Source organism: Roseovarius amoyensis (genome assembly GCF_003260265.1).
Lineage (GTDB): Bacteria > Pseudomonadota > Alphaproteobacteria > Rhodobacterales > Rhodobacteraceae > Roseovarius > Roseovarius amoyensis.
Genome location: NZ_QITQ01000003.1, coordinates 29152 through 56045, shown reverse-complemented (window position 1 = coordinate 56045; position 26894 = coordinate 29152). Strand labels below are relative to the sequence as shown.

Annotated in this window: 29 protein-coding genes; 7 read left to right on the top strand and 22 right to left on the bottom strand. The window is 65.3% G+C overall.

Annotated features, from left to right (window positions below):
* Window positions 1–3: 3 nt before the first annotated feature.
* The 15 genes from DL899_RS04105 to DL899_RS04035 form a co-directional block, all read right to left on the bottom strand.
* The gene (locus DL899_RS04105; RefSeq protein WP_111732713.1) at window positions 4–222 is read right to left on the bottom strand and encodes a DUF5337 domain-containing protein; all 219 of its coding nucleotides are present in this window, start codon (window positions 220–222) and stop codon (window positions 4–6) included.
* Between the two features lie 12 nt (window positions 223–234).
* Entirely contained in the window at window positions 235–912 is a 678-nt protein-coding gene (locus DL899_RS04100) for an endonuclease (protein ID WP_239494596.1), read from the bottom strand.
* Window positions 913–1020: 108 nt separating this feature from the next.
* The gene (locus DL899_RS04095) at window positions 1021–2154 is read right to left on the bottom strand and encodes an NADH-quinone oxidoreductase subunit E (protein WP_111732711.1); all 1134 of its coding nucleotides are present in this window, start codon (window positions 2152–2154) and stop codon (window positions 1021–1023) included.
* 3 nt (window positions 2155–2157) lie between these two features.
* Window positions 2158–2439 carry a hypothetical protein gene (locus DL899_RS04090; RefSeq protein ID WP_111732710.1) on the bottom strand — a complete coding sequence of 94 codons (282 nt, stop codon included), beginning with the start codon at window positions 2437–2439 and terminating at the stop codon, window positions 2158–2160.
* A complete protein-coding gene (locus DL899_RS04085; RefSeq protein WP_111732709.1) occupies window positions 2439–3659 on the bottom strand; it encodes an NADH-quinone oxidoreductase subunit D in 1221 nt (406 codons plus the stop codon). The genes DL899_RS04090 and DL899_RS04085 overlap by 1 nt, the downstream gene beginning before the upstream one ends.
* Window positions 3659–3865: a hypothetical protein gene (locus DL899_RS04080; protein WP_239494595.1), complete on the bottom strand. Its 207-nt coding sequence runs from the start codon at window positions 3863–3865 to the stop codon at window positions 3659–3661. Before DL899_RS04080 ends, DL899_RS04085 begins: the two co-directional genes overlap by 1 nt.
* Window positions 3866–4072: 207 nt before the next feature.
* Entirely contained in the window at window positions 4073–4681 is a 609-nt protein-coding gene (locus DL899_RS04075) for an NADH-quinone oxidoreductase subunit C (RefSeq protein ID WP_111732708.1), read from the bottom strand.
* Window positions 4678–5211: a NuoB/complex I 20 kDa subunit family protein gene (locus DL899_RS04070; RefSeq protein ID WP_111732707.1), complete on the bottom strand. Its 534-nt coding sequence runs from the start codon at window positions 5209–5211 to the stop codon at window positions 4678–4680. The genes DL899_RS04075 and DL899_RS04070 overlap by 4 nt, the downstream gene beginning before the upstream one ends.
* Window positions 5202–5567, bottom strand: a complete 366-nt coding sequence (locus tag DL899_RS04065; RefSeq protein ID WP_111732706.1) for an NADH-quinone oxidoreductase subunit A — start codon at window positions 5565–5567, stop codon at window positions 5202–5204. The genes DL899_RS04070 and DL899_RS04065 overlap by 10 nt, the downstream gene beginning before the upstream one ends.
* A gap of 63 nt (window positions 5568–5630) precedes the next feature.
* Window positions 5631–5927, bottom strand: coding sequence for a hypothetical protein (locus tag DL899_RS04060; protein ID WP_111732705.1), 297 nt, complete (start codon window positions 5925–5927; stop codon window positions 5631–5633).
* A 52-nt stretch (window positions 5928–5979) separates the two neighbouring features.
* Window positions 5980–6846, bottom strand: coding sequence for a hydroxymethylglutaryl-CoA lyase (locus tag DL899_RS04055; RefSeq protein ID WP_111732704.1), 867 nt, complete (start codon window positions 6844–6846; stop codon window positions 5980–5982).
* Window positions 6839–7507, bottom strand: coding sequence for a glutathione S-transferase family protein (locus DL899_RS04050; protein ID WP_111732703.1), 669 nt, complete (start codon window positions 7505–7507; stop codon window positions 6839–6841). Before DL899_RS04050 ends, DL899_RS04055 begins: the two co-directional genes overlap by 8 nt.
* A gap of 4 nt (window positions 7508–7511) precedes the next feature.
* Entirely contained in the window at window positions 7512–9464 is a 1953-nt protein-coding gene (locus tag DL899_RS04045; protein WP_111732702.1) for an acetyl/propionyl/methylcrotonyl-CoA carboxylase subunit alpha, read from the bottom strand.
* Window positions 9465–9527: 63 nt separating this feature from the next.
* Window positions 9528–10085 carry a thermonuclease family protein gene (locus DL899_RS19320; RefSeq protein ID WP_162685496.1) on the bottom strand — a complete coding sequence of 186 codons (558 nt, stop codon included), beginning with the start codon at window positions 10083–10085 and terminating at the stop codon, window positions 9528–9530.
* A gap of 27 nt (window positions 10086–10112) precedes the next feature.
* Window positions 10113–11717, bottom strand: a complete 1605-nt coding sequence (locus DL899_RS04035; RefSeq protein ID WP_111732699.1) for a carboxyl transferase domain-containing protein — start codon at window positions 11715–11717, stop codon at window positions 10113–10115.
* Window positions 11718–11875: 158 nt separating this feature from the next.
* Between DL899_RS04035 and DL899_RS04030 the strand changes: the two genes are divergently transcribed.
* A complete protein-coding gene (locus tag DL899_RS04030) occupies window positions 11876–12490 on the top strand; it encodes an OmpW/AlkL family protein (protein ID WP_111732697.1) in 615 nt (204 codons plus the stop codon).
* A gap of 68 nt (window positions 12491–12558) precedes the next feature.
* Here the strand turns inward: DL899_RS04030 and DL899_RS04025 are convergent, their stop codons facing one another.
* The 5 genes from DL899_RS04025 to DL899_RS04005 all read right to left on the bottom strand — a co-directional run bounded on the left by DL899_RS04025 (window position 12559) and on the right by DL899_RS04005 (window position 17930).
* Window positions 12559–14109, bottom strand: coding sequence for an AMP-binding protein (locus DL899_RS04025; RefSeq protein WP_111732695.1), 1551 nt, complete (start codon window positions 14107–14109; stop codon window positions 12559–12561).
* A 9-nt stretch (window positions 14110–14118) separates the two neighbouring features.
* The gene (locus tag DL899_RS04020; RefSeq protein ID WP_111732693.1) at window positions 14119–14628 is read right to left on the bottom strand and encodes a hypothetical protein; all 510 of its coding nucleotides are present in this window, start codon (window positions 14626–14628) and stop codon (window positions 14119–14121) included.
* Entirely contained in the window at window positions 14625–15788 is a 1164-nt protein-coding gene (locus DL899_RS04015; protein ID WP_111732691.1) for an acyl-CoA dehydrogenase family protein, read from the bottom strand. Before DL899_RS04015 ends, DL899_RS04020 begins: the two co-directional genes overlap by 4 nt.
* A 173-nt stretch (window positions 15789–15961) precedes the next feature.
* A complete protein-coding gene (locus DL899_RS04010; protein ID WP_111732689.1) occupies window positions 15962–17161 on the bottom strand; it encodes a DegT/DnrJ/EryC1/StrS family aminotransferase in 1200 nt (399 codons plus the stop codon).
* A gap of 97 nt (window positions 17162–17258) precedes the next feature.
* Complete coding sequence (locus DL899_RS04005; protein ID WP_111732687.1) at window positions 17259–17930, bottom strand: HAD-IA family hydrolase; 672 nt, start codon at window positions 17928–17930, stop codon at window positions 17259–17261.
* A 156-nt stretch (window positions 17931–18086) separates the two neighbouring features.
* On the opposite strand from DL899_RS04005, the gene glmU reads away from it, so the two are divergent.
* Both glmU and glmS read left to right on the top strand, forming a co-directional pair.
* Window positions 18087–19424, top strand: a complete 1338-nt coding sequence (gene glmU / locus DL899_RS04000; protein WP_111732685.1) for a bifunctional UDP-N-acetylglucosamine diphosphorylase/glucosamine-1-phosphate N-acetyltransferase GlmU — start codon at window positions 18087–18089, stop codon at window positions 19422–19424.
* 17 nt (window positions 19425–19441) lie between these two features.
* The gene (gene glmS / locus DL899_RS03995; RefSeq protein ID WP_111732683.1) at window positions 19442–21265 is read left to right on the top strand and encodes a glutamine--fructose-6-phosphate transaminase (isomerizing); all 1824 of its coding nucleotides are present in this window, start codon (window positions 19442–19444) and stop codon (window positions 21263–21265) included.
* An 11-nt stretch (window positions 21266–21276) separates the two neighbouring features.
* Here glmS and DL899_RS03990 read toward each other — a convergent pair whose 3' ends face one another.
* Complete coding sequence (locus DL899_RS03990) at window positions 21277–21774, bottom strand: hypothetical protein (protein WP_111732681.1); 498 nt, start codon at window positions 21772–21774, stop codon at window positions 21277–21279.
* An 84-nt stretch (window positions 21775–21858) separates the two neighbouring features.
* Between DL899_RS03990 and moaA the strand changes: the two genes are divergently transcribed.
* From moaA to DL899_RS03975, 3 genes are read left to right on the top strand one after another with little or no spacing between them, the layout of a single operon-like run.
* The gene (gene moaA / locus DL899_RS03985) at window positions 21859–22866 is read left to right on the top strand and encodes a GTP 3',8-cyclase MoaA (protein WP_111732679.1); all 1008 of its coding nucleotides are present in this window, start codon (window positions 21859–21861) and stop codon (window positions 22864–22866) included.
* 8 nt (window positions 22867–22874) lie between these two features.
* On the top strand, window positions 22875–24179 hold the full coding sequence (locus DL899_RS03980) for a 3-deoxy-D-manno-octulosonic acid transferase (RefSeq protein ID WP_239494594.1): 1305 nt from the start codon (window positions 22875–22877) through the stop codon (window positions 24177–24179).
* Window positions 24167–25201, top strand: coding sequence for a glycosyltransferase family 4 protein (locus DL899_RS03975; RefSeq protein ID WP_111732675.1), 1035 nt, complete (start codon window positions 24167–24169; stop codon window positions 25199–25201). The genes DL899_RS03980 and DL899_RS03975 overlap by 13 nt, the downstream gene beginning before the upstream one ends.
* 16 nt (window positions 25202–25217) lie before the next feature.
* Here DL899_RS03975 and DL899_RS03970 read toward each other — a convergent pair whose 3' ends face one another.
* Window positions 25218–25742, bottom strand: coding sequence for a hypothetical protein (locus DL899_RS03970; RefSeq protein WP_239494593.1), 525 nt, complete (start codon window positions 25740–25742; stop codon window positions 25218–25220).
* Window positions 25743–25857: 115 nt separating this feature from the next.
* On the opposite strand from DL899_RS03970, the gene DL899_RS03965 reads away from it, so the two are divergent.
* Window positions 25858–26862: a hypothetical protein gene (locus tag DL899_RS03965; protein WP_111732672.1), complete on the top strand. Its 1005-nt coding sequence runs from the start codon at window positions 25858–25860 to the stop codon at window positions 26860–26862.
* Window positions 26863–26894 lie beyond the last annotated feature (32 nt).

Sequence of the window (26894 nt, the reverse complement as noted above, 5' to 3'; positions counted from 1 at the left end):
CCGCTACCCCTGATTGTCCTGGCGTGCCCGCCAGTATTGAAAGATGAGCCGGAAGGCAAAGACGAAGCCCGCCAGCGCCATGAGATCGAAGAAAAGCCTCAGCCCTTGGCTGAAACCCTCCTTTTGGCCGATGAGCGTGACCAGAATCCACAGCGCCCCGGTTCCGGCAATGACCAGCCCCGCCTGGCGCCCCTTGCGGGCGGCCTTGTCCCGCGTGCTCATGATTCATGCTCATCAGTAAACGTCACCGTCCTCGACCCGTTTGGAAAACTCGGTCTGCCCGCCCGCGGCCAGCGTTTTCGCCTGCTCGACCCAGCCATCGCGGCTGACCCGGCCCTTGAACCCCTTGAGGTTCTGATCGACCCAGGCCACCTCTTCACCGGTCCAGGCGGCGATCTGGTCGAAATGGAAATAGCCCATCGAGTTGAGCAGATGCTCCAGCTTGGGGCCGACGCCCTTGATCTGTTTCAGGTCGTCCGGCTTGCCGTCGCGCGCCTGGGTCAGCCCCTGGGGCCGCTGCCCCTCGCCGCCTGCGGCAACAGGCGTGGCGGGCGCTGGCGTCGGTGTCGGTGTCGGTGTCGCCGCAGCCGCGCCGCCCTGGTATTTCCATTCGCCCTTGCGCGATGCCAGTTCCTCTTGCCCCGGCAGTTGCGTGCCTGACTTGACCGCCGGCGCGGCGGCGGCCTTGGCCCCGGTTGTCGCCTTGGGCTCAGCTGTCGCCTTGGGCGCTGCTGCGGGTTCGGGCTTGGCGGCCGGCGCCGGGGTTTCGGCCCTTGCTGGCGCTGCTGCCGGCTGGCTGGCCGCCTCGTCCGAGCAAAAGAGCCGCGTCAGAACGAAATACAGGATGACACCCAACGCCACCCCGACCAGAATCGCAGCCACGGCACTGAGCGTGCCGAGGGTTACAAGCATGACAATCAGTCCGACCACTGCGGCAGCAGAGCAGCAGACGATCCTGCAAAGGGTCCAGTTCGAAGAGTTCTGCATCAGGTGACCTCTCGGTTGTCCGGCGTACCGGCGTTAATAGACGTCCCCCTTCTTAACACGTTTGGAGAATTCGGTCGTGCCGCCTTCGGCCAGCGTCTTGGCCTGCTTGACCCATTCGTCGCGGCTGACCCGGCCCTTGAAACCCACCAGGTTCTGATCGGCCCAGGCCACCTCGGCCTCGGTCCAGGCGGCGATCTGGTCGAAGTGGAAGAACCCCATCGAGTGCAGCAGTTTTTCCAGCTTGGGGCCCACACCCTTGATCTGTTTCAGATCGTCGGGCTTGCCGTCGCGCGCCGCCTCCAGCGTCTTGGGCGGGGTGCCTGGCCCCTCAGCGGTGGCTGCCTGCTTGGCCTTCGCGGGTTTGGCAGCGGGCTTTGCCGCCGGTTTCGGCGCGGGCGCGGGTTTTTCGGCGGGCTTTTCGGCGGCAGGCTTGGGCGTGCCGGGGGCGTGGTTGGCCCCCTTTTCGCGCCACGGCGCGATCAGCGGCACCTCGGTGCCGTCGATACGCTGAATGGTGTCGCCGATATCGGTGGCGCGCTGCACGCTGGCATTGTAGCGCGTGCGCCCGCTTTCGAATTCCTTGAGCGCGGTCAGCCCGCCCGCCGGTTCCGATGCATAGCGGCCGTTCTGCGGCCCCGGCACCGGCACCTTGCCGGCGGTCAGCTCGTCGATGATCTCGGCAAAGCGTTCGGCGGTCAGGTCCTCGTAGTAATCCTTGCCGATCTGGGCCATCGGCGCATTGGCGCAGGCACCCAGGCATTCGACCTCTTCCCAGCTGAGCTTGCCGTCGGCGCTCAGCTCATGCGGGTTGGGGGCGATCTTTTCACGGCAGACGCCGATCAGGTCCTCAGCCCCGCAGATCATGCAGGACGTGGTGCCGCAAATCTGGATATTCGCAACAGACCCAACGGGCTGCAGCTGAAACATGAAGTAGAACGAGGCCACTTCGAGCACACGGATGCGGGCCATGTCCAGCATGTCGGCGACGTATTCGATCGCCGGGCGGGTCAGCCAGCCCTCTTGTTCCTGCGCACGCCACAGCAGCGCGATGACCGCGCTGGCCTGCCGCCCCGGCGGGTACTTGGTGATCTGCGCCTCGGCCCAGGCCTGGTTGGCCGGCGTAAAGGCAAAGCTGTCGGGCTGGTCTTGGTGAAGGCGTCTCAGCATGGCTCAGGCACAAGCTCCCGTCGTCAGTTTCACGCCGCCATCGGGCTGGTTCACGGCCCGGTCGGTGGCGAGAAGATATGTGGTGATGTCGAGCGTTTGCTGCCGCGTCAGCCCGGCCTGCAGCTCGACCGGCAGATAGTCGGAATCGTATTTCATCTCGCAGCCGATGGTGGCGGCGGCGGTCACGTAATCGGCGATCATTTCCTCGCTCACCCCTTCGGGCGCACCGGCGCAGGCGGCCAGCAACAGCGCCGCCCCGGCCATGACAGACGCCGCCCGCACCATCAGCGGTCGATCTCCCCGAACACCACGTCCATGGTGCCGATGATCGCCGCGATATCGGCCAGCTGGTGGCCGCTTGCGACATAATCCATCGCCTGCAGGTGCAGGAACCCGGGCGCGCGCAGCTTGGCGCGGTAGGGTTTGTTGGTGCCGTCTGCAACGAGGTAGACGCCGAATTCGCCCTTGGGCGCCTCGACCGCGGCGTAAACCTCGCCCTCGGGGACGTGGAAGCCCTCGGTGTAAAGCTTGAAGTGATGGATCAGCGCCTCCATCGAGGTCTTCATCTCGCCGCGCTTGGGCGGGGTCACCTTGCCCCGCGCCAGGATGTCGCCCTGCCCCTCGGGCGCACGCAGCTTGTCGATGCACTGGTGCATGATCTTCAGCGACTGGAGCATTTCCTCCATTCGCACAAGGTAACGGTCGAAACAGTCGCCGTTCTTGCCCACGGGAATCTGGAAATCCATCTCGTTATAGCATTCATAGGGCTGGGCGCGGCGCAGATCCCAGGCCAGGCCCGAGCCGCGCACCATCACCCCCGAAAAGCCCCAGTCCTGGATATCCTGCTCGGTCACGACCCCGATATCGCAGTTGCGCTGCTTGAAAACGCGGTTTTCGGTCAGCAGCGTCTCGATGTCGTCAAGCACCCTGGGAAAGGCATGCGCCCAGGTCTCGATATCGTCGATCAGGTCGGGCGGCAGGTCCTGGTGCACCCCGCCGGGGCGGAAATAGGCGGCGTGCAGCCGCGCCCCGCAGGCGCGTTCATAGAACACCATCAGCTTTTCACGCTCTTCGAACCCCCACAGCGGCGGCGTCAGCGCGCCCACGTCCATCGCCTGCGTGGTGACGTTCAGCAGGTGGTTCAGGATGCGCCCGATCTCGGAATACAGCACCCGGATCAGGCTGGCGCGGCGCGGCACCTCGATCCCGCACAGCCGTTCGATCGCCAGGCACCAGGCATGTTCCTGGTTCATCGGCGCGACGTAATCCAGCCGGTCGAAATAGGGCAGGTTCTGCAGGTAGGTGCGGCTTTCCATCAGCTTTTCGGTGCCGCGGTGCAACAGCCCGATATGCGGGTCCGCGCGTTCGACGATTTCCCCGTCAAGTTCAAGCACCAGCCGCAAAACGCCGTGTGCCGCAGGGTGTTGCGGGCCAAAGTTGATGTTGAAATTGCGAATGCGCTGTTCGCCCGTCAGCGCGTTCTCGAAACCCTTGGAGCCGTCCATCATCGCTGGCCTTTCTCCATCATGCCCTTGACCGCCATCAGCCACAGCAGGATCACCGCGCCCAGCGGAATGATCGCCGCCACCGCCGCCCAGCTCGGCAAGTTGAAGCGGGGCAGGATAATCCAGAAGGGGATCACCAGAACCACCCCCAAAAGCAGGAACATCGGAAAGCTGATGCCCCCCATTCCGTACTGAAAGATGCTCATCACCGGCGGTCTCCTTGTCGCCCTGGCCCGAAGGCCATCAAGTAAAGCAGTATCAGCGCACAGAGTGGAAAGATGGCCGTCAGCCCCCACCAAGCGTTGATCCCGTAATCCGGCAGAAGCCTCCAGAAGGGCACCACGAACGCCACCGAGAGGAGAACCAGCCAGATCATGCCACTGCCCCCGTCGCAAGCGCGCCCCTCAAGCCAGCTACTTTGCCGGGTCCTTTTTTTCGTCCCCCGGCAGGATGTATTCCGCACCCTCCCACGGGGACATGAAATCGAACTGCCGGTATTCCTGCACCAGGTTTACCGGCTCGTAGACCACGCGCTTTTGCACCTCGTCATAGCGCACCTCGGTATAGCCCGTGGTCGGGAAATCCTTGCGCAGCGGATGACCGCGAAACCCGTAATCGGTCAGGATGCGCCGCAGGTCGGGATGCCCGGAAAACAGGATGCCGAACATGTCGAACACTTCACGCTCGAACCAGTTGGCGCTGGGATGCACGCTGGTGATCGAGGGCACGATATCCTCTTCGCGCACGGCCATCTTCAGGCGGATACGCTGGTTCTGGTACATGCTGAGAAAGTGATAGACCACGTCGAAACGGCGCGGCCGCTCGGGGTGGTCGACAGCGGTGATATCGACAAGCGTGCTGAAACGGCAGCTCGGGTCGGTTTTCAGGAATTCAACCAGCCCGACAATGTTGTTCAGCGCCACGTCGACGGTCAGTTCATCCAGGGCGACGTGCCAGTCAAGCACGCAGTCGGTGCGCCTGGCGGCGATGTGTTCGCCCAGTTCCTGCAAGGCTTGCGTCATCTCACGATCGTCCCCGTGCGGCGGATTTTGCGCTGCAGCGCCATGATGCCGTATACCAGCGCCTCTGCGGTCGGCGGGCAACCGGGCACGTAGACGTCGACCGGCACGATGCGGTCGCAGCCGCGCACCACCGAATAGCTGTAGTGATAATAGCCCCCGCCATTGGCGCAGGACCCCATCGAGATCACATAGCGCGGCTCGGGCATCTGGTCGTAGACCTTGCGCAGTGCCGGCGCCATCTTGTTGGTCAGCGTGCCCGCCACGATCATCAGGTCCGACTGGCGCGGGCTGGCGCGGGGCGCGGTGCCGAAACGTTCAAGGTCATAGCGCGGCATCGAGGAATGCATCATCTCGATCGCGCAGCAGGCCAGACCAAAGGTCATCCAGTGCAGCGACCCGGTGCGCGCCCAGTTGACGACATCCTCGACCGAGGTGACGAGAAACCCCTTGTCCTGCAACTCGCGGTTCAGCTCCTGGGTGGCGACCTCGCGGTCGGGCCCGGCGGTGTTGGCGCCGACACTTACTCCCATGTCATCGCCCCCTTCTTCCATTCATAGGCGAACCCGATGGTCAGCACCCCCAGGAACACCATCATCGACCAGAAGGCCGTCATCGACAGATCCTTGAACGCCACCGCCCAGGGAAACAGCATCGCGATTTCCAGGTCGAAGATGATGAACAGGATCGACACCAGGTAGAAACGCACGTCGAATTTCATCCGCGCGTCGTCAAAAGCGTTGAAGCCGCATTCATAGGCGCTCAGCTTTTCGGGGTCGGGGTGACGCACGGCCACGACGACTGCGGCGAGGATCAGGACAAGCCCCAGTCCGATGGCAACGGCCAGCAGGACGAGGATGGGAAGATATTCCCTCAGCATCTCTTCCACGTGGTGGCTCCTTTCATGCGCGCGTGGGCGCGCATCAAGATGGCTGCTTTGATTGCTCCGGGTTTACCCGCGCCCCATGACGGGGTCAACCGAGGCTGCACAATTTCGCATCCCCCCGGACAGGCGGCGGCGAAGCGGCCCGCGCGCCCCGAAATGCTGCGAAAATCCCGTGAAAATCGGGCCAATCCGCCCCCCGCCACTGTCGCGCCAAGGCGCGGGGGCAACAACACCCGGCCCGGCAATATTGCCGCAGGGTGGGTTCAGCCCGCTGTCCATGCCGGTTTGGGCCTGCGGCATGTGCGCCAGCTCGGCCGCCTCGGCGGCGGGGGCTTTTGGTTCGGCGTCGAACGGGTCGCGCATCCTGTTCCCTCGGTTCGCGGATTTCCTGAATAGAAACCCAACCGATATCATTTCAGGATTTCGGGCTCTCGCCCCGCATCGCCCGCGCCATGGCGGCGGCCTTTTCCAGCACGCCGCGGTCAAGGCCGGTCTCATACCCCAGCGCCAACAGCCGGTCATGCACTGCCTCGGTGGCGACATTGCCCGCCGCCCCCGGCGCATAGGGGCATCCGCCCAGGCCACCAACGGCGGCGTCGAAAACCCGCACCCCGCGGGCCAGCGACACCTCGATATTGTCCAGCGCCCGCCCGGCGGTGTCATGATAATGCCCGGCCAGTTGCGCCGCCGGCACCTGCGCGCAGACCGCCGCCAGCATGGCGTCGATGCGTTCGGGCGTGCCCTGGCCGATGGTGTCGCCAAGGCTGATTTCATAGCACCCCATGTCAAAAAGGCTTTTTGCCACCTTCGCCGCCTGCTCAGGCGCGACAGGCCCGTCATAGGGGCAATCCGTCACGCAGGAGACATATCCGCGCACCGGCAGGCCCGCGGCGCGCGCGGCCTCGGCCACCGGGGCGAATCGTTCCAGGCTTTCGGCGATGGTGGCGTTGATGTTGGCACGCGAGAACCCCTCCGACGCCGAGCCAAAGATCGCCACCTCGTCGGCCCTCGCGGCCATCGCCCCCTCAAGCCCGCGCATGTTGGGGGTAAGCGCCGCATAGCGCACCCCCGGCGCGCGCGTGATGCCCGCCAGAACCTCGGCCGAATCGGCCATCTGCGGCACCCATTTCGGGCTGACAAAGCTCGCCACCTCGATACGCCGGAATCCCGCGCCGCTCAGCACATCCACCAGTGCGACCTTTTCGGCGGTCGGGATCGGCCGCTTTTCGTTCTGCAGCCCGTCGCGGGGGCCGACCTCGAATATCTCGATCTGCTCAGCCATCTATTGCCTCGTAGAAATCCTGTTGAAAGATGCGCCCGCCCCCCGGTTGCGGCAGCGAAGCCTGAAACGCCGGGCGGGCGGTGATACGCGCATACCATGCGGAAAGTTCGGTGAAGTCTTCGATTCTGGCGAAATGGCGCGCCATGTAGACCGCCTGACCCACGCAGATATCGCAGGCGGAAAACCCGCTGGTCAGCAGGTAGTCGCGGTTTTCCACCGGGGTCGACAGCCGCGCCTCGATCGCCTCGTAGCATTTGCGCAGCCGCGCCGCCTCCAGCCGCATGATCACGGGGCTGCGCATCGAATCCTCATATAGCGCGACATGCTGCTGGGTCAGGCTGGCGGAATGCTGGCTGACGGTTTCGGCGAAATGGACCCAGACCAGCCAGGCCATGCGGTCCATGTCGCCGGGCAGCCGCCCCAGACCGGCCTCAGGGTAGCGTTCACAGAGGTATTCCACCATGGCGCCGGATTCGAACATCCGCTCGCCCTCGATCTCCAGCGCGGGGATGCGGCCCGCGGGCGACAGCGACAGGAATTCCGGCCGCCGCAACGATCTGTCGAACGGGTGTTCATTGACGTGAAAGTCCACACCCAGCTCGTTCAGAAGCCACAGCACCCGCATCGAGCGCGATTGCGGCACATGGTGCAGAACGATCATTCGCTTACCCTTCCCCGGTCTCTTCTTCGTCTTCCAGCCGGATCAGCGCGGCGCCGGCCTCGACCTGGGCGCCGGCCTCGGCCAGCACCTCGGCTACCACCCCGTCGCGCGGAGCCAGCAGGCTGTGTTCCATCTTCATCGCCTCCAGCACCGCCAGCCGGTCGCCCTTGGTCACCGCCTGCCCCGGCCTAGCGTCCAGCGCCTTGACCAGCCCGGGCATCGGCGCCTCGATCAGGTCGGCATCCCCTGCCCCCAGCCCGTCGCGCGCCAGCGGGTCGATGATGCGGAACGCCAGCCCGTATTGCGCAAAGACCGTCACCAGATCGCCCGTCAGCACCACGCGCGGCGCGCTTTGCCCGTCAAGCTGCCAGCGCCCGGCGTCGCGGCGGGCCTGCACCGTCTGCCCCTCGACCACCAGGTCATAGGCGTCCGGCCCCAGCGTCGTCAGCCGCACGGCAATGTCGGTGTCGCCATGGCGCAACTGCACGGTGCGCGTCAGCGGCGCCCACATGCTGAATCCGTCCACGAACCCCGTCCCGTCAAGCAGCCCCTCGGCCGCCAGCGCCGCCAGTGCGATGTCGCGCGGTCCCGGCGCGGGGGCCACCACCAGCGCGTCGATGTCGCGGTCGATCAGCCCGGTATCCACCTCGCCGCGCGCGAACCCCTCATGTGTCGCCAGCGCACCGAGAAAGGCCAGGTTGGTCACGCAGCCGGCCACCTCGCAATGTTCCAGCGCCGAAGACAACCGCCTCAGCGCCCCGGCGCGGGTGGTGCCGTGGGTGATGATCTTGGCGATCATCGGGTCGTAATGGGGGGAAATATCGTCCCCTGTGCGCACCCCGCTGTCGGCGCGCGCGCCCGCCGGAAAGGCCAGGTGCCGCAGCCGCCCGGTGGCGGGCAAAAAGCCCTTTGGGACGTCCTCGGCATAAAGGCGCGCCTCGAAAGAGTGGCCGTTGATCGACAGTTCGTCCTGCTGGCAGGGCAGCCCTTCGCCGCTGGCCACGCGCAACTGCCATTCGACCAGGTCAACGCCGGTGATGGCCTCGGTCACGGGATGTTCCACCTGCAGCCTCGTGTTCATTTCCATGAACCAGAAGCCCTCGGGCGACAGCCCGTCGGAGCCATCGACAATGAACTCCACCGTGCCGGCACCGCTATAGCCGATGGTCTCGGCCGCGCGCACCGCCGCCTGCCCCATCGCCGCGCGCATCTCTTCGGTCATGCCGGGCGCGGGGGCCTCTTCGATCACCTTCTGGTGGCGACGCTGGAGCGAACAGTCGCGTTCATAAAGATGCACCGCCCGGGTGCCGTCACCAAAGACCTGCACCTCGATATGGCGGGGCTTTTCGATCCACTTCTCGATCAGCACCGCGTCGTTGCCAAAGGCGGTGCGCGCCTCGCTGCACGCGCTTTCCAGCGCGGCGGCAAAGTCGGCGGGCCGTTCGACGCGTCGCATGCCCTTGCCCCCGCCCCCGGCCACGGCCTTGATCAGCACCGGATAGCCGATCGCGTCGGCCGCGCCGGACAGGTGGTCGGGCGACAGGTTGTCGCCGTGATAGCCCGGCACCACCGGCACACCGGCCTTTTCCATCAGCTTCTTGGCCGCGTCCTTGAGCCCCATCGCCCGGATCGCATCGGCCGAGGGGCCGATGAAGGTCAGGCCGGCGGCCTCGACCGCCTCGACGAAATCGGGGTTCTCGCTGAGAAAGCCGTAGCCGGGGTGAATGGCCTGCGCGCCGGTCTCGAGCGCCGCCGCGACGATACGCTCGGCCCGCAGATAGCTGTCGGCCGGGGCCGGGCCGCCGATATGCACCGCCCGGTCGGCCAGCGCGACATGTTTCGCCCCACGGTCGGCGTCGGAAAACACCGCCACCGTGCGCACACCCAGCCGGCGCGCGGTTTCGATCACGCGGCAGGCGATCTCGCCCCGGTTGGCGATCAGGATGGTGTCAAACATGGGCAGTTCTTCCTTCTGGGGCGGGCCATCTTAAGGCCCTCCGTTACAGCGTTCTGGTCCAATTCAAGCATCACTGCCGCACCAACCTCGGCGGTGGCCGCCTTCGTACCAGCGCGCCAACCCGGCCTGAACCATCGGTCGCGCGACGCCCATGCCATCGACCAAAAGCAACGTGAGTTTTCGACCGTACCGGTCGGTGCCCTCCGTCCGTGCGCTGACTTCTGCGGCAGTCCATATCATCCAGCGAAGGTAAAATGTTGCCGCGACAGCCTTGCCGAGTTCCGATAAACAGCGAGCTTTGAATTCGGGCGTATCGTAGGCCAGTATGCGCCCGGTCTGAAAGCCGCTGACCGGGCAGTACATCCGGACCGTGTCGCCATCCACAACCATCCAGATTTTGCAGCCGTCGTTCTCGCGCCATGCAAGACTGGCCGCATCCAATGTCGGCGGCCCCAGCAATACCAGAGCGATTGCCGCGATGAAGACCTTGCCCCATCCGCCTCGGCGCGCGGCCGGTCGGTACGAAGATATGCCCCGAGGATTTGGTGGTGCCTCCAAATCCCATTTGGAATGCCGGCGCGCACCACGCCAGAATCGGATAACGTTTCTCTTTCGCGACATGATCACCTCCCATGCCCTGACGCCCCCTCACATCCGGAAGACGCCAAAACGTGTCTCCTCGATGGGTGCGCAAAGCGCCGCGCGCAGGCTGAGCGCCAGCACTTCGCGGCTTTTGCGCGGGTCGATGATACCATCATCCCAAAGCCGCGCCGAGGCATAGAGCGGGTGGCTTTGCCGCTCGAACATCTCAATGGTGGGGCGTTTGAATTCTTCCTCTTCCTTGACCGGCCAGGTGCCGCCCTTGCGTTCGATCGCGTCGCGTCGCACCGTGGCCAGCACGGTGGCAGCCTGCTCGCCCCCCATCACAGAGATGCGCGAGTTCGGCCAGCTCCACATGAAGCGCGGGCTGTAGGCCCTGCCCGACATGCCGTAATTGCCCGCCCCGAACGAGCCCCCCACCAGCATGGTGACCTTAGGCACGTTGGTGGTGGCGACCGCCGTCACCATCTTGGCGCCGTGACGCGCGATGCCTTCGTTTTCGTATTTGCGCCCGACCATGAAGCCGGTGATGTTCTGGACAAAGACCAGCGGCACCTTGCGCTGGCTGCACAGTTCGACGAAATGCGCCCCCTTCTGGGCCGATTCCGAGAACAGCACGCCGTTGTTGGCGATGATTCCCACCGGGCAGCCCATAACATGGGCAAAGCCGCAGACCAGCGTCTCGCCAAAGCGTTCCTTGAATTCGTCAAAGCGCGAACCATCGACGACGCGGGCGATCACCTCGCGGATATCATAGGGCGTGCGCAGATCGGGCGGCACCACACCAAGAATTTCCTCGGGGTCATAGGCGGGCGGTTCGGGACTGGCCCAGACCACGCTGTTGGGCGGGCGGCGGTTCAGCCCCGCCACCGCGCGCCGCGCCAGCGCCAGCGCGTGTGCGTCATCCTCGGCCAGATAGTCGGCCACACCGGAAAGCCGGGTGTGCACGTCACCGCCGCCCAGATCCTCGGCGGTGACCACCTCGCCGGTGGCGGCCTTGACCAGCGGCGGACCACCCAGAAAAATCGTACCCTGTTCGCGCACGATGATCGACACGTCGGCCATAGCCGGCACATAGGCGCCCCCGGCGGTGCACGACCCCATCACCACGGCGATCTGGGGGATGCCGGCCGCGCTCATCCGCGCCTCGTTGTAAAAGATGCGCCCGAAATGGTCGCGGTCGGGAAAGACCTCGTCCTGGGCGGGCAGGTTGGCACCGCCCGAGTCGACCAGATAAATGCAGGGCAGATGGCATTCTGCGGCAATTTCCTGCGCGCGCAGGTGCTTTTTCACCGTCAGCGGGAAATAGCTGCCGCCCTTTACCGTGGCGTCGTTGCACACAACCATGCAGTCGAGCCCTTCGACCCGCCCGATCCCGGCGACAATGCCGGCGGCGGGGGCGGCACCGTCATACATGCCATGGGCGGCGGTGGCGCCGATTTCCAGGAACGGGCTGCCGGGGTCAAGCAGGTTCGCCACCCGTTCGCGCGGTGGCATCTTGCCGCGTTCGCGCTGGCGGTCGCGGGCAGCCTTGCCGCCGCCCTGGGCCGCGGCCTGCGCCGCCTCGGCAACCACGGCCAGCGCATCCAGGTGGCCCTGGCGATTTGCCTTGAACATCTCCGAACCTGGCGAGAGTTTCGATTGCAGTTTCATTGCATTCCCTTGCCTTGAGCTGTCACTGCCGGCGCACCGGCCGGGCATGTGACAAATTTGCTGCGTCGCAGCGTTATATGCATAGTTTGATATACATCAAATCCAGAATCGCCCCTGCGAAACCAAGGTGCGGCCATTGATTCACAATGGAGAGAAAGATGAAAACCATCTCCGCACTCATTTTCACGACAGCTCTCACCGCCGCCGCAGGGCCGGCCCTTGCCCAGTCCAAGGGTGACATGCTGTTGGGGTTCGGTGTGCATTCGGTCATGCCGACCGACAGCTACAGCGCCACGACCGCCGGCCCGATCCGCGTCGATGACAACATTCGCCCGACCGTAACCTTTGAATATTTCGTCGCCGACAATATCGGCCTCGAGGTTCTGGGCGCATGGCCCTTCGAGCACGATGCCCAGATTGCGGGCGTCGGCGACGTGATCAAGACCAAGCACCTGCCGCCGACCGTGTCGCTGCAGTACTACTTCCCCAACCAGTCCAAGGTCACGCCCTTCGTCGGCATCGGTGTGAACTACACCCATTTCTTTGACGAAAAGGGGCAAGGCGTTCTGGCCGGCGTGCCCGTCAGCCTTGACGACAGCTGGGGCGTGGCGCTGCATGCGGGGATCGACTTCGCGCTCAGCGACAGCTCGGCCCTGCGCGCCGATGTCCGCTGGATCGACATCGACACCAAGGCCAAGGTGGGTGGCGCCCCGATCGGCACCGTCAAGATCGACCCGATCATCATTGGCGCGGCCTATGTGATGAAGTTCTGATACGCCAGAGACGACAGACAGGTGCGGGCCGACCAATGCGCCGGCCCGTTTTTCCTTGCAAGCGCCCCTCATCCGGTGTTCTCCGCCGCCGCGCGGGCCTTAAGCTCCTTGCGGATCACCTTTCCGGTCACCGTCATCGGCAGCTTATCCAGAAACGCGATTTCCCTCGGATATGAATAGCTTGCGAGCCGTTTCTTGACGTAGTTCTGCAACTCTTCAGCCAGTGGGTCGGCGGGTTCCACGTCGGGTTTGAGCACGACATAGGCCTTGACCACCTCAGTGCGCAGCGGGTCGGGTTTGCCGACCACACCCACCGTGGCCACCGCCGGATGGGTAAGCAGGCAATCCTCGATCTCGGCCGGGCCGATACGAAAGCCGGCCGAGGTGATGACGTCGTCCTCACGCCCCATGAACCGGATGAAACCGGCCTCGATCACCCCGCGATCGCCGGTCAGAAGCCAGTCGCCAAGGAGCTTTTCCGCCGTCTGTTCGGGCCGGTTCCAGTATTCCAGCATCATCGAGGCCGATCCGCGGCGAATGGCGATATCGCCCTCACCCTCGACCGGACGGCCCTCGGTGTCGATCACCGCCACCTCGTGCCCTGGCACCGCACGGCCTATGGCGCCCGGACGGGGCTCGAACAAAGCGGCGCAGGAACTGGCGACCATGTTGCATTCGGTCTGGCCGTAGAATTCGTTGATGGTCAGGCCAAAGGCCCGCCGCCCCCAGTCAAGCATCTCGGCTCCCAGCGGCTCTCCCCCGCTGGCCACGGTCCGGAGCCCGGGCAGCGCCATATCGGCCGCCTTCAGCATCCGCAGGGCCGTGGGCGGAAAAAATATATTCCTGACAGAGGCTTCGGTGACGATTCTCTTGCATTCCTCGGGCGTGAACTTGGGCAACCGCGCGGCCACCACCGGCACCCCCAGCGCCAGCCCCGGCATCGCCACATCGAACAGACCGCCGATCCAGGCCCAGTCCGCCGGCGTCCACAGGCGGTCGCCCGGCTGGCCGAGAAAATCATGGCTCATCTCCACCCCGGGAAGATGCCCGGTCAGCACCCGGTGGGCGTGCAGTGCACCCTTGGGGCTGCCGGTGGTGCCGGACGTATAGATCAGCACCGCCGGGTCTTCGGCGCCGGTATCGGCGGTCTCGAACGTGCCGCCCGGCAGGGTTTCCTGCTCGGGCACCATCGCGGTGACGGCGTCGAGCGCGGCCACCATTTCGGCCCCCTCGGTATCGGCAATGATGATCCGCGCGCCTGCATCACCCACGCGCGACGCCAGCGCATCATGCTTGAAGAGCTTGAACAAGGGGATTGAAATCGCGCCGATTTTCCAGATCGCGATATGGGCCGCCGCACACCACGCGCCCTGCGACCTGAGCACGCCAACGCGGTCGCCCCGCGTCACGCCACGCGCCACCAGCGCATGGGCAAGGCTGTCGGCCATCTGCCGCAGGCGGGCATAGCTGATTTCGCCCGCCTCCATGTCGACAATGGCCACCCGGTCAGGCTCTGCCCCCGCCCAGGCGTCGCAGACCTGCACGGCCATGTTCAACCGGTCGGGCAGGTTCCAGCGAAAGCCATCGTACAGCTCATCGTATGGTAAAGGGTTCAGCATAGCCAAAGATCACGCAGAAACGCCGAGAGCGGAATACAGTTTACAAAAACCGTAGGCGACAGACAGCAGGAAAAGAATGGCCATGACGTGTGGCAGAATAAAGGTCATCCAAACGCTGCCGGAGAAGTACTGTTTCTGTTCAATCTGAAGATCCTCCTCAGGAACATCTTCAAGATACCATTTTCGCAGAAACTCGGCCTGAATCCCCCAATGTTTTCTCCAAGCTTCAGCGTGAAGCATCCAGTTTATGTGTACAATATACGCGCCAAGTATTGACAGAATTAGTGCGAACGAAAATGCAATGCCGGCCGCAATTGCATCAACCATATTTACTGGAACCTCTGAAGCAAGGCCAACAATTGTTGGAATTGCCAGCAGACCGCCACCTGAAATCAGAACCGCATTTCTGACGACTATGACACCATACTCAAATGCCTTGTTTTCGTAATTGGCAATCTGGCTCTGAAAGAATGCCTGAGACTTCTCGTACTCTTCTGCAAATGTTTTGTAATCCTTCATCCCATCGCCCCCATCAGCTCGCGCCCCACCAGCATCCGCCGGATTTCCGAGGTGCCGGCGCCGATTTCCATCAGCTTGGCGTCACGGAAGAGCCGCGCCACCGGCGCATCCGCCAGGAACCCGGCACCGCCCATCGCCTGCACCGCCTGGTGGGCCTGTTTCATCGCCTCTTCCGACGAATACAGGCAGCACGCGGCGGCGTCGGCGCGGGTCACCTCGCCCCGGTCGCAGACACCGGCGACGGCATAGACATAGGCACGGGCCGAATTCATCGCCGTATACATGTCGGCGATCTTGCCCTGCATCAACTGGAAATTCCCGATCCGCTGGCCGAACTGGCGGCGCTCAACCATGTAGGGCATGATCTCGTCCAGGCAGGCGGCCATGATGCCCAGCCCGATACCGGCCAGCACCACGCGCTCGTAATCCAGCCCCGACATCAGCACCCGCACACCGCGGCCTTCCTCGCCCAGAACGTTTTCGAACGGCACTTCGACGTCCTCGAATATCAGCTCGGCGGTGTTCGACCCGCGCATCCCCAGCTTGTCGAAATGCGGGCTGGTCGAAAACCCCTTCATGCTCTTTTCGATCAGGAAGGCGGTGATGCCCTTGGCGCCCGCCTCAGGGTCGGTCTTGGCGTAGACCACCAGCGTATCGGCGTCGGGGCCGTTGGTGATCCAGTACTTGTTGCCGTTCAGGCGATAGTGGTCGTTGCGCCGCTCGGCGCGCAGCTTCATCGACACCACGTCGCTGCCGGCGCCCGTCTCGGACATGGCCAGCGCGCCGACATGGGTGCCCGACACCAGCCCGGGCAGGTATTTCTGCCGCTGCTCGGGCGTGCCGTTCAGCCGGATCTGGTTGACGCAGAGGTTGGAATGCGCCCCATAGCTGAGCGACACGCTGGCCGAGGCGCGCGCCACCTCCTCGACCGCAACGACATGGGCCAGGTATCCCATCCCGGCGCCGCCATATTCCTCTTCCACGGTGATGCCCAGCAGGCCCAGCTCGCCCATCTCGGGCCACAGCTCGGGTGGAAAGACGTTGTCGCGGTCGACATCGGCCGCCATCGGTTTCAGCCGCTCCTGCGCCCAGCGATGCGCCATGTCGCGCAGCGCGTTCACGTCCTCACCAAGATCGAATCGCAGTCCCTTGTCGAACATTTCCCGGCTCCGGCATTTATTGAACACTTGTTCATTTATATGCCCGCACACCCCGACCGGTCAATGGGCGATACTCGCCCGTCCCTGCGCCACGCCCGGCAATTCATCTGGCCACAAATACCTGGTTGGCGCATCGGGGTCGCGCCATCGCCCGTGCCGGCAGGTGCGCCGAATCAGGCCGCGTGTTCCTGCCAGACTGCCCCCACCTCGGCCCGGATGATCCGGGCGATGAGCGCGCAATCCTCCAGATCAAAGGTCAGCGGCAGCCGCATGTCGACGATCCCGCGCAGCACACGGTCGCTGGCCGGCATCGGCTCGCTGGGCGCATAGCGCCAGCTGTCATAGCGGCTGGTAAAGCCCGCGGGCTCGGCCGCGCCGAACCATTTCAGCTCCACCCCCCGGGTCAGGCAACGCGCAAGCACCTCCTCGATGGCCTCACCGGGCCAGTCGAGCAGCAGGAACTGGATGGACGATCCGACATAGCGTTCCTTTTTTGCGCGTTCGATCACCTGCAGCCCCGGCGTGCCGCGCAGCCCCGCCTCGACGACGCGATAGCGTTCATTCCAGCGTTCACACTGTTCGTCCAGCCGCGCCAGTTGCGGGCGCAGGATGGCCGCGCGCAGGTTGTCCATCCGCCCCGATATGTTGGGCGTGTCGTATTTCACCGCTGCGAACACCTCTTCGGGCGGCACGGTGCCATGGCGACCATAGAGCATGTAGGAACCCGACAGCAGCACCGCGCGGGCCATCACCTCGTCATCATCCGTGACCAGCAACCCGCCCTCGCCGGAATTCATGTGCTTGTAGGTCTGGGTGGAGTAGCACCCCACCAACCCATGCCGCCCCGAGGGTATGCCGTTCCACGCTGCGCCCATGGTGTGGGCGCAATCCTCGATCACGGTGATGCCGGAGCCGGTGCAGATATCCATCAGCCGGTCCATGTCGCAGATATGTCCGCGCATGTGGCTGAGCATCAGCACATCCGCCTCGTCCACTTTGGCCGCCAGATCGTCCAGGTCGATGACAAGGCCCTCGGTCACGCCCACGAACACCGGCTGCGCGCCGACACTGGCGATGGCGCCCGGCACCGGCGCCAGGGTAAAGGCGTTGGTCAGCACCCTGTCGCCCGGCCCCACCCCGACCGCGCGCAGCGCCGTTGCCATCGCATACCCGCCAGAGGCCACTGCCAGCGCGTGCCGCGCGCCGGTGAGGGCGGCGAATTCGCGCTCCAGCGCCGCTGCCTCGCCCTCTTCGCCGAGGGCCAGGTTGTAGCGGTGCAGCCGCCCGCTGCGCATGACCTCAAGCGCCGCGGCGATCCCGTCGTCGGGGATCGGTTCCTGCTGGGTGAAGGACCCTTTGAATATCTCGTTCATGGGCCATTTGTGCGGGGCATTCCCGCCCGGGTCAATGGCGCGGCGGCCACCGCGCGCCCGTGTTTCACGAAATCCGAAATCGCCCTGCAGGCAGCCTTCAGGCCGGGCCCAGCAGCCGCTCGACCACGCCGGGCAGTTCGCCGTAATCGCCGATCAACGCCTCTGGCGCCAGCTCTGCCACGCCCATGCCATCGGGGCCGAATGTCACCAGTACCGAGGGCACGCCGGCGGCGCGGCTGGTTTCGCGGTCGGTGACGGTGTCGCCCACCAGCAGCGCGCGTTCCGGCGCGCCACCTGCGCGGCGCACGGCCTCGCGCAGGGGTTCGGGGTCGGGCTTGCGCACCGGCAGGGTATCCGCCCCCACCACCGCGCCAAAGGCGTCGAGCACCCCCAGCCGCTCCAGCAGGATCAGCGCCAGGCGTTCGGGCTTGTTGGTGCAGATCGCCACGCGATAGCCCGTCGCCGCCAGCACGCCCACCGCGTCCATCGCCCCGGGGTAAAGCACCGTATGGGTGTCAATGGCGGCTTCGTAGGCATCAAGCAGCACGGGATAGTGGTCATCGACCCAGTCGGTGTCGCCGGGGCGTTTCATCCGCTCCAACCCCAGCGCCAGCATCGCGCGCCCGCCGCGAAAGGCGGTCGAGGCATCGCGCACCGGGTCCAGCAGGTCGCCCGCGCCCATGGCCCGGAAACAGGCATTCGCCGCCGCGATCAGGTCGCCGCTCGTATCCGCCAGCGTGCCGTCCAGATCGAACACAACCGTGCGCATGAATGTTCCCCTTCGCCCTGTTTCAGCCATATCTGGCAGCACTGGCGGCAATCCGCCAATGGCTGTTACATGGCGCAATCATCTTTGAAGCGTCCGGCCTTGCACCAGCTTGCCAACCGGATAAAACGGGCGCAACCGAAAGGAAAGGGTCATCTCATGGCGACGGCGCTAGTCATCCTCGCGGCCGGCAAGGGCACGCGGATGAAATCGGATTTGCCCAAGGTGCTGCATCCGCTGGCCGGTGTGCCGATCCTGGCCCATGCGATGCAGGCCGGCGCGGCGCTGGCGCCCGAACGCACGGTCATCATTGCCGGCCACGGCGCCGAACAGGTGGAAAAGGCCGCGCACGCCATTGATCCGGACCTGTCCGTTGCGCTGCAAACCGAACAGCTGGGCACCGCCCATGCCGTCGCGCAGGCGGCGCCGGCGCTGGGGGGATTTTCGGGTGATGTCTTTGTTCTTTATGGCGACACGCCTTTTATCGGGGCCGACACGCTGCGACGGATGGCCGAGGCGCGGGCGCGCCATGACGTCGTGGTGCTGGGGTTCGAGGCCGCCGATCCGGGCCGTTACGGCCGGCTGGTCATGGCTGGCGAGCAGCTGGAACGGATCCTCGAATTCAAGGACGCGACGGATGCAGAAAAGGCTATAACCCTTTGCAATTCCGGCGTGGTTTGCGCCGATGCCGAAACGCTGTTCAGCCTGATCGACGCCGTGGATTGCGACAATGCCGCCGGCGAATACTACCTGACCGATATCGTCGGGCTGGCTCAGGCGCGGGGGCTGTCGGCTACCGCCGTATCCTGCGACGAGGCCGAAACGCTGGGCATCAATTCCCGCGCCGACCTGGCCGCGGCCGAGGCCGCCTTTCAGGCCCGCGCCCGCACGGCAGCGCTGGATGGCGGTGTCACGCTCAGCGCGCCCGAAACAGTGCATTTCGCGCTCGATACCGTACTTGGCCCCGACACGGTGGTGGAGCCCTACGTGGTCTTCGGCGCCGGCGTGACGGTCGAGGGTGGCGCGCAGATCCGCGCCTTTTCGCATCTCGAAGGCTGTCGCGTGGCCGCCGGCGCGGTTGTCGGCCCCTATGCCCGGCTGCGCCCCGGCGCCGATCTGGATCAGGGCGCGCGCGTCGGCAATTTCGTCGAGATCAAGAACGCCCGCCTTGGCGTCGGCGCCAAGGTCAACCACCTCAGCTATGTCGGCGACGCCGATGTGGGCGCCGGCAGCAATATCGGCGCCGGCACCATCACCTGCAATTACGATGGGGTGATGAAGCACCGCACCGAGATAGGCGAGAACGTATTTGTCGGCTCCAGCACCATGCTGGTGGCTCCGGTTCGCCTGGGCGACGGGTCGATGACCGGCTCTGGCTCGGTCATCACCGAGAACGTGCCGGACGGTGCGCTGGCGATTGGCCGCGCACGGCAGGTGACAAAGCCGGGACTGGCAATGAAATTGTTCGATATGTTAAAACTTAAGGCCAGAAAATAGCCTTTGGAGACCAATAAATGTGCGGAATTGTAGGCATCTTGGGGACACATGAGGTTGCCCCGACGCTGGTCGAGGCATTGCGCCGGCTGGAATACCGCGGCTATGACAGCGCCGGCATTGCCACCATCAATGACGGCCGCCTTGACCGCCGCCGCGCCGTTGGCAAACTCGACAACCTGTCCGACCTGCTGGTGCATGAACCGCTGACGGGCAAGTCCGGCATCGGGCACACCCGCTGGGCCACCCACGGCGCGCCCTCGGTCGCCAACGCCCACCCGCACTGCGCCGGGCCGGTGGCGGTTGTGCATAACGGCATCATCGAGAATTACCGCGACCTGCGCGCTGAGCTGACCGCCGCCGGGCTGGGCTTTGACACCGAAACCGACAGCGAAACCGTGGCGCTGCTGACGCGCCACCTGATGGAACAGGGCGCCGGGCCGGTAGATGCGGCGAAAGAAACGCTCTCACGGCTCGAAGGCGCTTATGCGCTGGCCTTTCTCTTTGACGGCGAATCCGACCTGATCGTTGCCGCGCGCAAGGGCAGCCCGCTGGCGGTGGGCCACGGCGATGGCGAGATGTATGTCGGCTCCGACGCGATCGCGCTGGCGCCGATGACCGACCGCATCACCTATCTGGAAGAGGGCGATTGCGCGGTTCTCACCCGTGCGGGCGTCACCATCACCGATGCCAACGGCGCGCTGGCCAACCGCGAGGTGCGGCGCATCGACGTCGACAGCAAGCGCGTCGACAAGGGCGGACACCGCCATTTCATGATGAAGGAAATCGCCGAACAGCCGGTGGTGCTGGGCGACGCGCTGAAACATTACCTGACGGCAGATGGCCGCGGCATCGACCTTGACGCCGATCTGCCCGATTTCAAGAGCATCGACCGCATCTCGCTGGTGGCCTGCGGCACCGCCTATTACGCCGGTCTGACCGCAAAATACTGGTTCGAACAGCTGGCCGGGCTGCCGACGGATGCCGACATCGCATCTGAATTCCGTTATCGGGAGCCACCGATCCCGGCCCGGACCGCCGCGATCTTTGTCAGCCAGTCGGGCGAGACCGCCGACACCCTTGCGGCGCTGCGCTATTGCGAGGGTCGCGCCGCGCGGCGGCTGGCGGTGGTCAATGTCCCTGAAAGCTCGATCGCGCGGGAATGCGACATCGCCCTGCCGATCCTTGCCGGGGCCGAGATCGGCGTCGCCTCGACCAAGGCGTTCACCTGTCAGTTGGCGGTTCTGCTGCTGCTGGCGCTCAAGGCCGCGCATGACCGTGGCCGGCTGGATGACGACGAGCTGGCAGACCGGCTGTCGACACTGCGCTCGCTGCCGGCGCTGATCGGGCTGACGCTGGAACAGGACGAGGCGTTCCACATGGCCGCCAACCGCCTGGCCGAGTTCGATCATGCGCTGTTCCTGGGCCGGGGGACACTGTTCCCCCTGGCGCTGGAAGGTGCGCTGAAACTAAAGGAAATCAGCTATATACACGCCGAAGGTTATGCATCTGGCGAGCTAAAACACGGCCCCATCGCGCTGATCGACCAGTCCATGCCGGTGGTGGTGATGGCGCCCAGTGACGCGCTTTTCGACAAGACCGTATCGAACATGCAAGAGGTGATGGCGCGCGATGGCAAGGTGATGCTGATCACCGACCGCACCGGCGCGACCGCGGCACAGGATGGCGTCTGGCGCCAGTTGGTTCTGCCCGATTGCGACCCGCTTGTGGCGCCGATTCTTTACGCGGTGCCGGCGCAGCTGCTGGCCTATCACACGGCGGTGGCCAAAGGCACCGACGTGGACCAGCCGCGCAACCTGGCCAAGTCGGTTACGGTGGAATAGCGCGTAATAGCTCAGTCCACGCGAAACACGCGCAGTTCCGGCAGGGCGGTCAGGTCGGCCTCGATCAGCCGCATCGCGGCCAGGGAAATCTGGCTGCCCGCCCCCGGCGCGGCGTCAAGCGGGACCAGGTCGACCGCCACCGCCGTACCCTTTTCGGGGTATTCCACCCGCCCCGTTGCCGGGGCATCCACCAACGGCGTCTTGAGCCAGATACCCGGCTCGCCCACCGCGCCCAGTGACGCGATCGTTATCCCCAGCGCGGTCTCGCCCCCACTGCCTGTGGCCTCGGCCACGGCGCGCTGGCGCTCCTCGGCACTGGTGGTGTCGAATTCATCGGCGGTACGGGCATCGGCGGGCGTATCGCCCGGCCGGGTGCGGGGGTGGATCTGGCCATTACCGTCGGCCACCTGTGGCGCCCTCTCGGACTGGCCCATGCCCAACAGCCCGCCCGGGCCGGCCGCACAGCCCCCGAGCACAACGGAAATAAACAGCATCTTAACCGGTTTCATGCCCGCACCTTAGGCGCTGCCCGCCAGCCAATCAAACGCATATCGCGCTTGTGTCCTGCCGCGCCGCGCCCTAGGTTTTCCGGCATGACAAACCCGCTTGTCGATCCCTTCCACCGCGCGATTTCCTATCTGCGTGTATCGGTCACAGACCGCTGCGATTTTCGCTGTGTCTACTGCATGGCCGAGAACATGACCTTTCTGCCCAAGAAAGAGCTGCTGACGCTCGAAGAACTCGACCGGATGTGCAGCACCTTCATCGGGCTCGGGGTCGAAAAGCTGCGGATCACGGGCGGTGAACCATTGGTGCGCAAGGGGATCATGACGTTCTTCAACGCCATGACGCGGCACCTGGACAGTGGCGCGCTAAAGGAGTTGACGCTGACCACCAATGGCAGCCAGCTGTCGCGCTTTGCCGATCAGCTATATGCCGCCGGCGTGCGGCGGGTGAATATCTCGCTCGATACGCTGGACGAGGAAAAGTTCGCCAGCATCACCCGCTGGGGCCGCCTGCGCCAGGTGATGGACGGCATCGATGCGGCGCAACGCGCGGGCCTGCGCGTCAAGATCAACACCGTGGCGCTGAAGGGCGTGAACGAGGACGAGCTGTTCACCCTTGTCGACTGGTGCGCCGAACGCGGCCTCGACCTGACCTTTATCGAGGTCATGCCGATGGGCGATATCGGCAACGAGAACCGGCTCGACCAGTATTGGAAGCTGACCGACCTGCGCGAACGCCTGGCCGAGCGCCACACCCTGACCGACCTGGCCGAGCGCACAGGCGGGCCAGCGCGCTATGTCCGTATTGAAGAGACCGGTCAGAAAATCGGGTTCATCACCCCGCTCAGCCACAATTTCTGCGAAAGCTGCAACCGCGTGCGGCTGACCTGCACCGGCGAGCTGTACATGTGCCTGGGGCAAGAAGACATGGCCGACCTGCGCGCGCCCCTGCGTGACAACCCCGGCACTGATGCCCCGCTGGAGGCAGCGATCCGCGCCGCCATCGCGCGCAAGCCCAAGGGCCACGATTTCGACTATTCGCGCCAGACCGTCGCGGGGCAGATGACCCGGCACATGAGCCACACCGGCGGCTGATGCCCGGCATGCCTCTGACCGTGCGGCTTTATCGCGTTGCGGCGGGGCTGCTGGCGCCGGTCGCCTATCGGCGGGTCTCGGCCCGGCTGGCGGAACAGGGCGTTTCCCCCGCGCGCCGGCGCGAACGCATGGGCCACGCCACCGCCGCCCGCCCCGCCGGGCGGCGGGTCTGGTTTCACGCCGCCTCGGTCGGGGAAAGCGTGTCGGTCCTGCGGCTGATCGAACGGCTGGGCGCGCGGCTGCCCGATGCGGGGTTCCTGATCACCTCTGGCACGGCGACCTCGGCCCGGGTCGTGGCCGAGCGCCTGCCGCCACGCACCACCCACCAGTTCGCGCCGCTCGACACCGGCCCGGCGCTGCGCCGGTTTCTGTCCCATTGGCGCCCCGACGCCGCAGTGTTTGTCGAAAGCGAACTCTGGCCGCAGATGCTGATCGAAACCCGCGCCACCGGCGTTCCGATCGCTCTGGTCAACGCCCGCCTGTCAGATAGATCCGCGCGCAGGTGGAAACGCTTTGGAGCCACGGCGCGTTACATCCTGAACCATTTCACGCTGATCCATTGTCAAGACGCCCGGACCGAGACGCATCTGCGCGCGCTGGGGCTGGCGCAGGCGCAAAAGGGCGCGAACCTCAAGGCGCTGGCGGGACCGCTGCCATTCGAGACGCAGGCGTTGCAGCGCATGCGCGCACAGATCGGCGACCGGGCGTTGTGGCTGGCCTCCTCGACCCATCCGGGCGAGGACCAGATCGTGATCAAGGCGCATGGCGCGGTGCTGAAAGGCGATCCCCGTGCGCTGCTGATCCTCGTGCCGCGCCACCCTGAGCGCGCCGATGCCATCGAAACGCTGATCCGGGGCGCGGGGCTGACCTGTGCCCGCCGCAGCCGGGGCGACGAGATCGGCAATGAATCACAGGTCTATCTGGCTGATACGCTGGGCGAAACCGGGCTGTGGTACGCGCTGGCGCCGCTGACATGCCTGTGCGGGTCGTTCACGCCCGTGGGCGGGCATAACCCCTATGAGCCCGCGCATGCCGGTTCGGCCGTCCTGCACGGGCCGCTTTACGCCAATTTCGCCGAAACCTACGCCGAGATGGACGCCAATGGCGCGGCGCGCGAGGTCCCGGACGAGGCGTCACTGGCGCGCGCGGTGCCTGAGCTGCTGGCCGATGCGCAGGCGCTGACGGCCATGCGCGACGCCGCCCGCGCCTTTGCCGCGCACCAACAGGACGTTCTGGACGATCTGACCGATACACTTTGCGCGGCACTGGCGCTTGGGCCGCCGCAAGAGGCACCCGCCCCATGCCCGAGCTGATCGTCACCAATTTCAATGCCAACTTCACCGGGGTTTCGGCCACGGCGGCGGCTGTGGTGCGGCGGCAGGTCGACCGCTTTGACCTGGCGCTGGCGGGGCATCCCCTGCCCGGCTGCCCTGCCCCGATCACCCGCGCGCAGGCGATCAGCGCCTCGCGCACCCCACCGCCGGGCCGGCCCTTTACCATCTGGCATGTGCGCCGCAATCCCGAGATGCGCACCGCGATCTATGCCCGCGATGTGCTGCGGATGCCGGTGCGCGCGGTCTTTACCTCGGCCGCGATCCGGCGGCATTCGGCCTTTCCGCGCTGGCTGATTTCGCGCATGGACGCGGTGATTGCCACCACCGAAGAGGCAGCGAGATATGTGCCCAACGTGCGCGCGGTGGTCCCGCATGGGGTCGACACCGACCGGTTCACCCCTGCCGCCAGCCGCGCCGCCAGTTGGGCTGCGACCGGCTATCCGGGCAAACACGGCATCGCCACCATCGGGCGTATTCGCCGCGAAAAGGGCACCGACCGCTTTGTCGATGCGATGATCGCGCTCTTGCCCGGCCACCCCGACCTGACGGCGCTGGTGATCGGGCGCGCGGCTAGGGCGGATGCCGCATTCCTTGCCCGGCTCAAGGCCCGAATTGAAGAGGCAGGGTTGAGCGACCGCATCCTTTTCCCGGGTGAAATTGCGCCGGATGCGCTGCCGGGGCTGATGCGCGCTCTGTCCTGCGTGGTGCAACTGCCCCGGTACGAGGGTTACGGCATGGCCCCGCTCGAAGGGATGGCCAGCGGCGTGCCTTTCGTCGCCACCGACCAGGGCTATTACCGCAGCTTTGCCAGCCAGGGCCGCTGCGGCATCATAACCGAGGCAGGCGACGCCGCCGGGGCGCTGGCGGCGCTGCTGTCTGACCCAGACCGCCATGCCGCCATGTCCCGCGCCGCGCGCGATGCCGCCGAGACCCGTTTCAGCATCGGGCAAGAGGCCGAAGGCATCGCCGCCGTCTACGAAGACCTCTGGGCCGGGCGATAGACGCAAGCATGTCCCGTCACGGCATCAAGACCTGCGCACGCTCGAACCGCACGCTGTCGGTTCCCAGGTCATCGTAAAGGATTTCCACCAGCAGGCTTTGCACATGGCCCAGCGGGAATTCCCAATAGGGCAACCCGTCATCGTCGGTGATGGCGTTGGGTTGGGCGGTCCCGGTATGGCAGGGCGGCAGCGGCCAGTCCTGCGCCGGGCCGCCATTGACCGAGATGCGCAGCCCATAGAGCCCGCAGCGCCAACTGAAGAGATGCGTGACATAGACCAGGTCGCGCCCGTCATATTCGCGCACCGCTACCCAGTTGGCGCGCGTCGCATCCAGGATCGGGCGCACCTCGGTCGCGGTGGTGAACTGGCCGGTGGGCGTTTGCGGCTCGGCCGTCAGGCCGGTTGCCGGGGCAGTCGTTTGGGCAGACGTCGGGGCGGCCGCGCTATCGCCGGCATTATCGGCATTTTTGGCACCACCCGCGCCACCGCCGCCGGCCCCCGAAACCGCCATTGCAAGCGCCAGGAACATCCAGTCGATCATCTTGCACCTCTCCCCTTGGCGGATATCGCCAACTGCCCCCTTCTGCCCGGCGACATTGCCACCTATAGTGGCGGCGGGTAACGCGCATCGGGCAGTTTCGCAGGGTCTCTTCACTATGGCCGCAAAGGCAAGGGAAAACCAACCCTTCAACATCGTCGTCATCGGACAAGGCGGGCGGCTGCAGTTCGAAGCGGTGCTTTTCGCCGCCTCGCTCAGGCGCAATTCGCCGCTCTTTTCAGGCCGGCTGTTCGTGGCCGAGCCGCAGCCGGGGCGGCTGTGGTCATCCAAGCCCGACATCCGCGGTCGCGACACGCGCGACCTTCTGGCCGATCTGGGCGCCGAGATCCTGCCGTTCGAAAGCCGCCATTTCGGTGAAAGCTACGCTTATGGCAACAAGATCGAGGCGCTGATGGCCTTGCCCGAGGGCGAGCCGTTCGTCTTTTTCGACACCGACACGCTGGTACTGGGCGACATCACGTCGGTACCGTTCGATTTCGACCGCCCAACCGCGTCTATGCGGCGAGAGGGCACCTGGCCGCAGATCGAGCTTTACGGCCCCGGCTACAACGAAACTTGGAAATCGCTTTACGACAGGTTCGGTCTGGATTTCGAAAGCTCTCTCGACACCTCATGGCCCGACGAATTCTGGCGCCGCTACCTCTATTTCAACGCCGGTTTCTTTTTTTACCGCTGTCCGCGCGTCTTTGGCCGGCGGTTCCTGGACTATGCGCTGGAGATACGCGACGACCCGCCGCCCGAACTGGTCTGCCAGTCGCTTGATCCCTGGCTTGACCAGGTGGCGTTGCCGCTGGTCATCCACAGCCTGGGCGGCGGGCGCGACACCCTGCCCGAGGGGCTGCTCGATGGCGAGGTAACCTGCCATTACCGCCTGCTGCCGCTGCTTTATGCCCGCGAATCCGACCGCGCGGTCGAGGTGCTGGAACAGGTCGCTGCCCCCAACCGCGTCAAGAAGGTGCTCAAGGAATACGACGCGATGAAATTCATGATCTACCACGGCCGCGGGCACAAGGTGCGCGCGCTTTTCGACCGAAACGACCTGCCCCGCAAGGAACAGGCGATCCGCAACACCATCAAGCGAAACGGATTCTGGATGCGCTGAAAGGGGAACCCAACGGGCTCTTGGCGGTTGGG

Coding starts and splice junctions, on each gene's coding strand:
- DL899_RS04005 (WP_111732687.1), bottom strand. CDS start 17,930: ATGCGCACGGTTGTGTTCGATCTGGACGGCACGCTGGCGGATACGAGC.
- DL899_RS19320 (WP_162685496.1), bottom strand. CDS start 10,085: ATGTCGCGAAAGAGAAACGTTATCCGATTCTGGCGTGGTGCGCGCCGG.
- glmS (WP_111732683.1), top strand. CDS start 19,442: ATGTGCGGAATTGTAGGCATCTTGGGGACACATGAGGTTGCCCCGACG.
- DL899_RS03970 (WP_239494593.1), bottom strand. CDS start 25,742: ATGATCGACTGGATGTTCCTGGCGCTTGCAATGGCGGTTTCGGGGGCC.
- DL899_RS04035 (WP_111732699.1), bottom strand. CDS start 11,717: ATGAAACTGCAATCGAAACTCTCGCCAGGTTCGGAGATGTTCAAGGCA.
- DL899_RS04080 (WP_239494595.1), bottom strand. CDS start 3,865: ATGAGCATCTTTCAGTACGGAATGGGGGGCATCAGCTTTCCGATGTTC.
- DL899_RS04045 (WP_111732702.1), bottom strand. CDS start 9,464: ATGTTTGACACCATCCTGATCGCCAACCGGGGCGAGATCGCCTGCCGC.
- DL899_RS03965 (WP_111732672.1), top strand. CDS start 25,858: ATGGCCGCAAAGGCAAGGGAAAACCAACCCTTCAACATCGTCGTCATC.
- DL899_RS03980 (WP_239494594.1), top strand. CDS start 22,875: ATGCCTCTGACCGTGCGGCTTTATCGCGTTGCGGCGGGGCTGCTGGCG.
- glmU (WP_111732685.1), top strand. CDS start 18,087: ATGGCGACGGCGCTAGTCATCCTCGCGGCCGGCAAGGGCACGCGGATG.
- DL899_RS04070 (WP_111732707.1), bottom strand. CDS start 5,211: ATGGGAGTAAGTGTCGGCGCCAACACCGCCGGGCCCGACCGCGAGGTC.
- DL899_RS04015 (WP_111732691.1), bottom strand. CDS start 15,788: ATGTTCGACAAGGGACTGCGATTCGATCTTGGTGAGGACGTGAACGCG.
- DL899_RS04085 (WP_111732709.1), bottom strand. CDS start 3,659: ATGGACGGCTCCAAGGGTTTCGAGAACGCGCTGACGGGCGAACAGCGC.
- DL899_RS04105 (WP_111732713.1), bottom strand. CDS start 222: ATGAGCACGCGGGACAAGGCCGCCCGCAAGGGGCGCCAGGCGGGGCTG.
- DL899_RS04055 (WP_111732704.1), bottom strand. CDS start 6,846: ATGGCTGAGCAGATCGAGATATTCGAGGTCGGCCCCCGCGACGGGCTG.
- DL899_RS04090 (WP_111732710.1), bottom strand. CDS start 2,439: ATGGTGCGGGCGGCGTCTGTCATGGCCGGGGCGGCGCTGTTGCTGGCC.
- DL899_RS04095 (WP_111732711.1), bottom strand. CDS start 2,154: ATGCTGAGACGCCTTCACCAAGACCAGCCCGACAGCTTTGCCTTTACG.
- DL899_RS04020 (WP_111732693.1), bottom strand. CDS start 14,628: ATGAAGGATTACAAAACATTTGCAGAAGAGTACGAGAAGTCTCAGGCA.
- DL899_RS03975 (WP_111732675.1), top strand. CDS start 24,167: ATGCCCGAGCTGATCGTCACCAATTTCAATGCCAACTTCACCGGGGTT.
- DL899_RS03990 (WP_111732681.1), bottom strand. CDS start 21,774: ATGAAACCGGTTAAGATGCTGTTTATTTCCGTTGTGCTCGGGGGCTGT.
- DL899_RS04030 (WP_111732697.1), top strand. CDS start 11,876: ATGAAAACCATCTCCGCACTCATTTTCACGACAGCTCTCACCGCCGCC.
- DL899_RS04075 (WP_111732708.1), bottom strand. CDS start 4,681: ATGACGCAAGCCTTGCAGGAACTGGGCGAACACATCGCCGCCAGGCGC.
- DL899_RS04025 (WP_111732695.1), bottom strand. CDS start 14,109: ATGCTGAACCCTTTACCATACGATGAGCTGTACGATGGCTTTCGCTGG.
- DL899_RS04060 (WP_111732705.1), bottom strand. CDS start 5,927: ATGCGCGACCCGTTCGACGCCGAACCAAAAGCCCCCGCCGCCGAGGCG.
- moaA (WP_111732679.1), top strand. CDS start 21,859: ATGACAAACCCGCTTGTCGATCCCTTCCACCGCGCGATTTCCTATCTG.
- DL899_RS04050 (WP_111732703.1), bottom strand. CDS start 7,507: ATGATCGTTCTGCACCATGTGCCGCAATCGCGCTCGATGCGGGTGCTG.
- DL899_RS04010 (WP_111732689.1), bottom strand. CDS start 17,161: ATGAACGAGATATTCAAAGGGTCCTTCACCCAGCAGGAACCGATCCCC.
- DL899_RS04100 (WP_239494596.1), bottom strand. CDS start 912: ATGCTTGTAACCCTCGGCACGCTCAGTGCCGTGGCTGCGATTCTGGTC.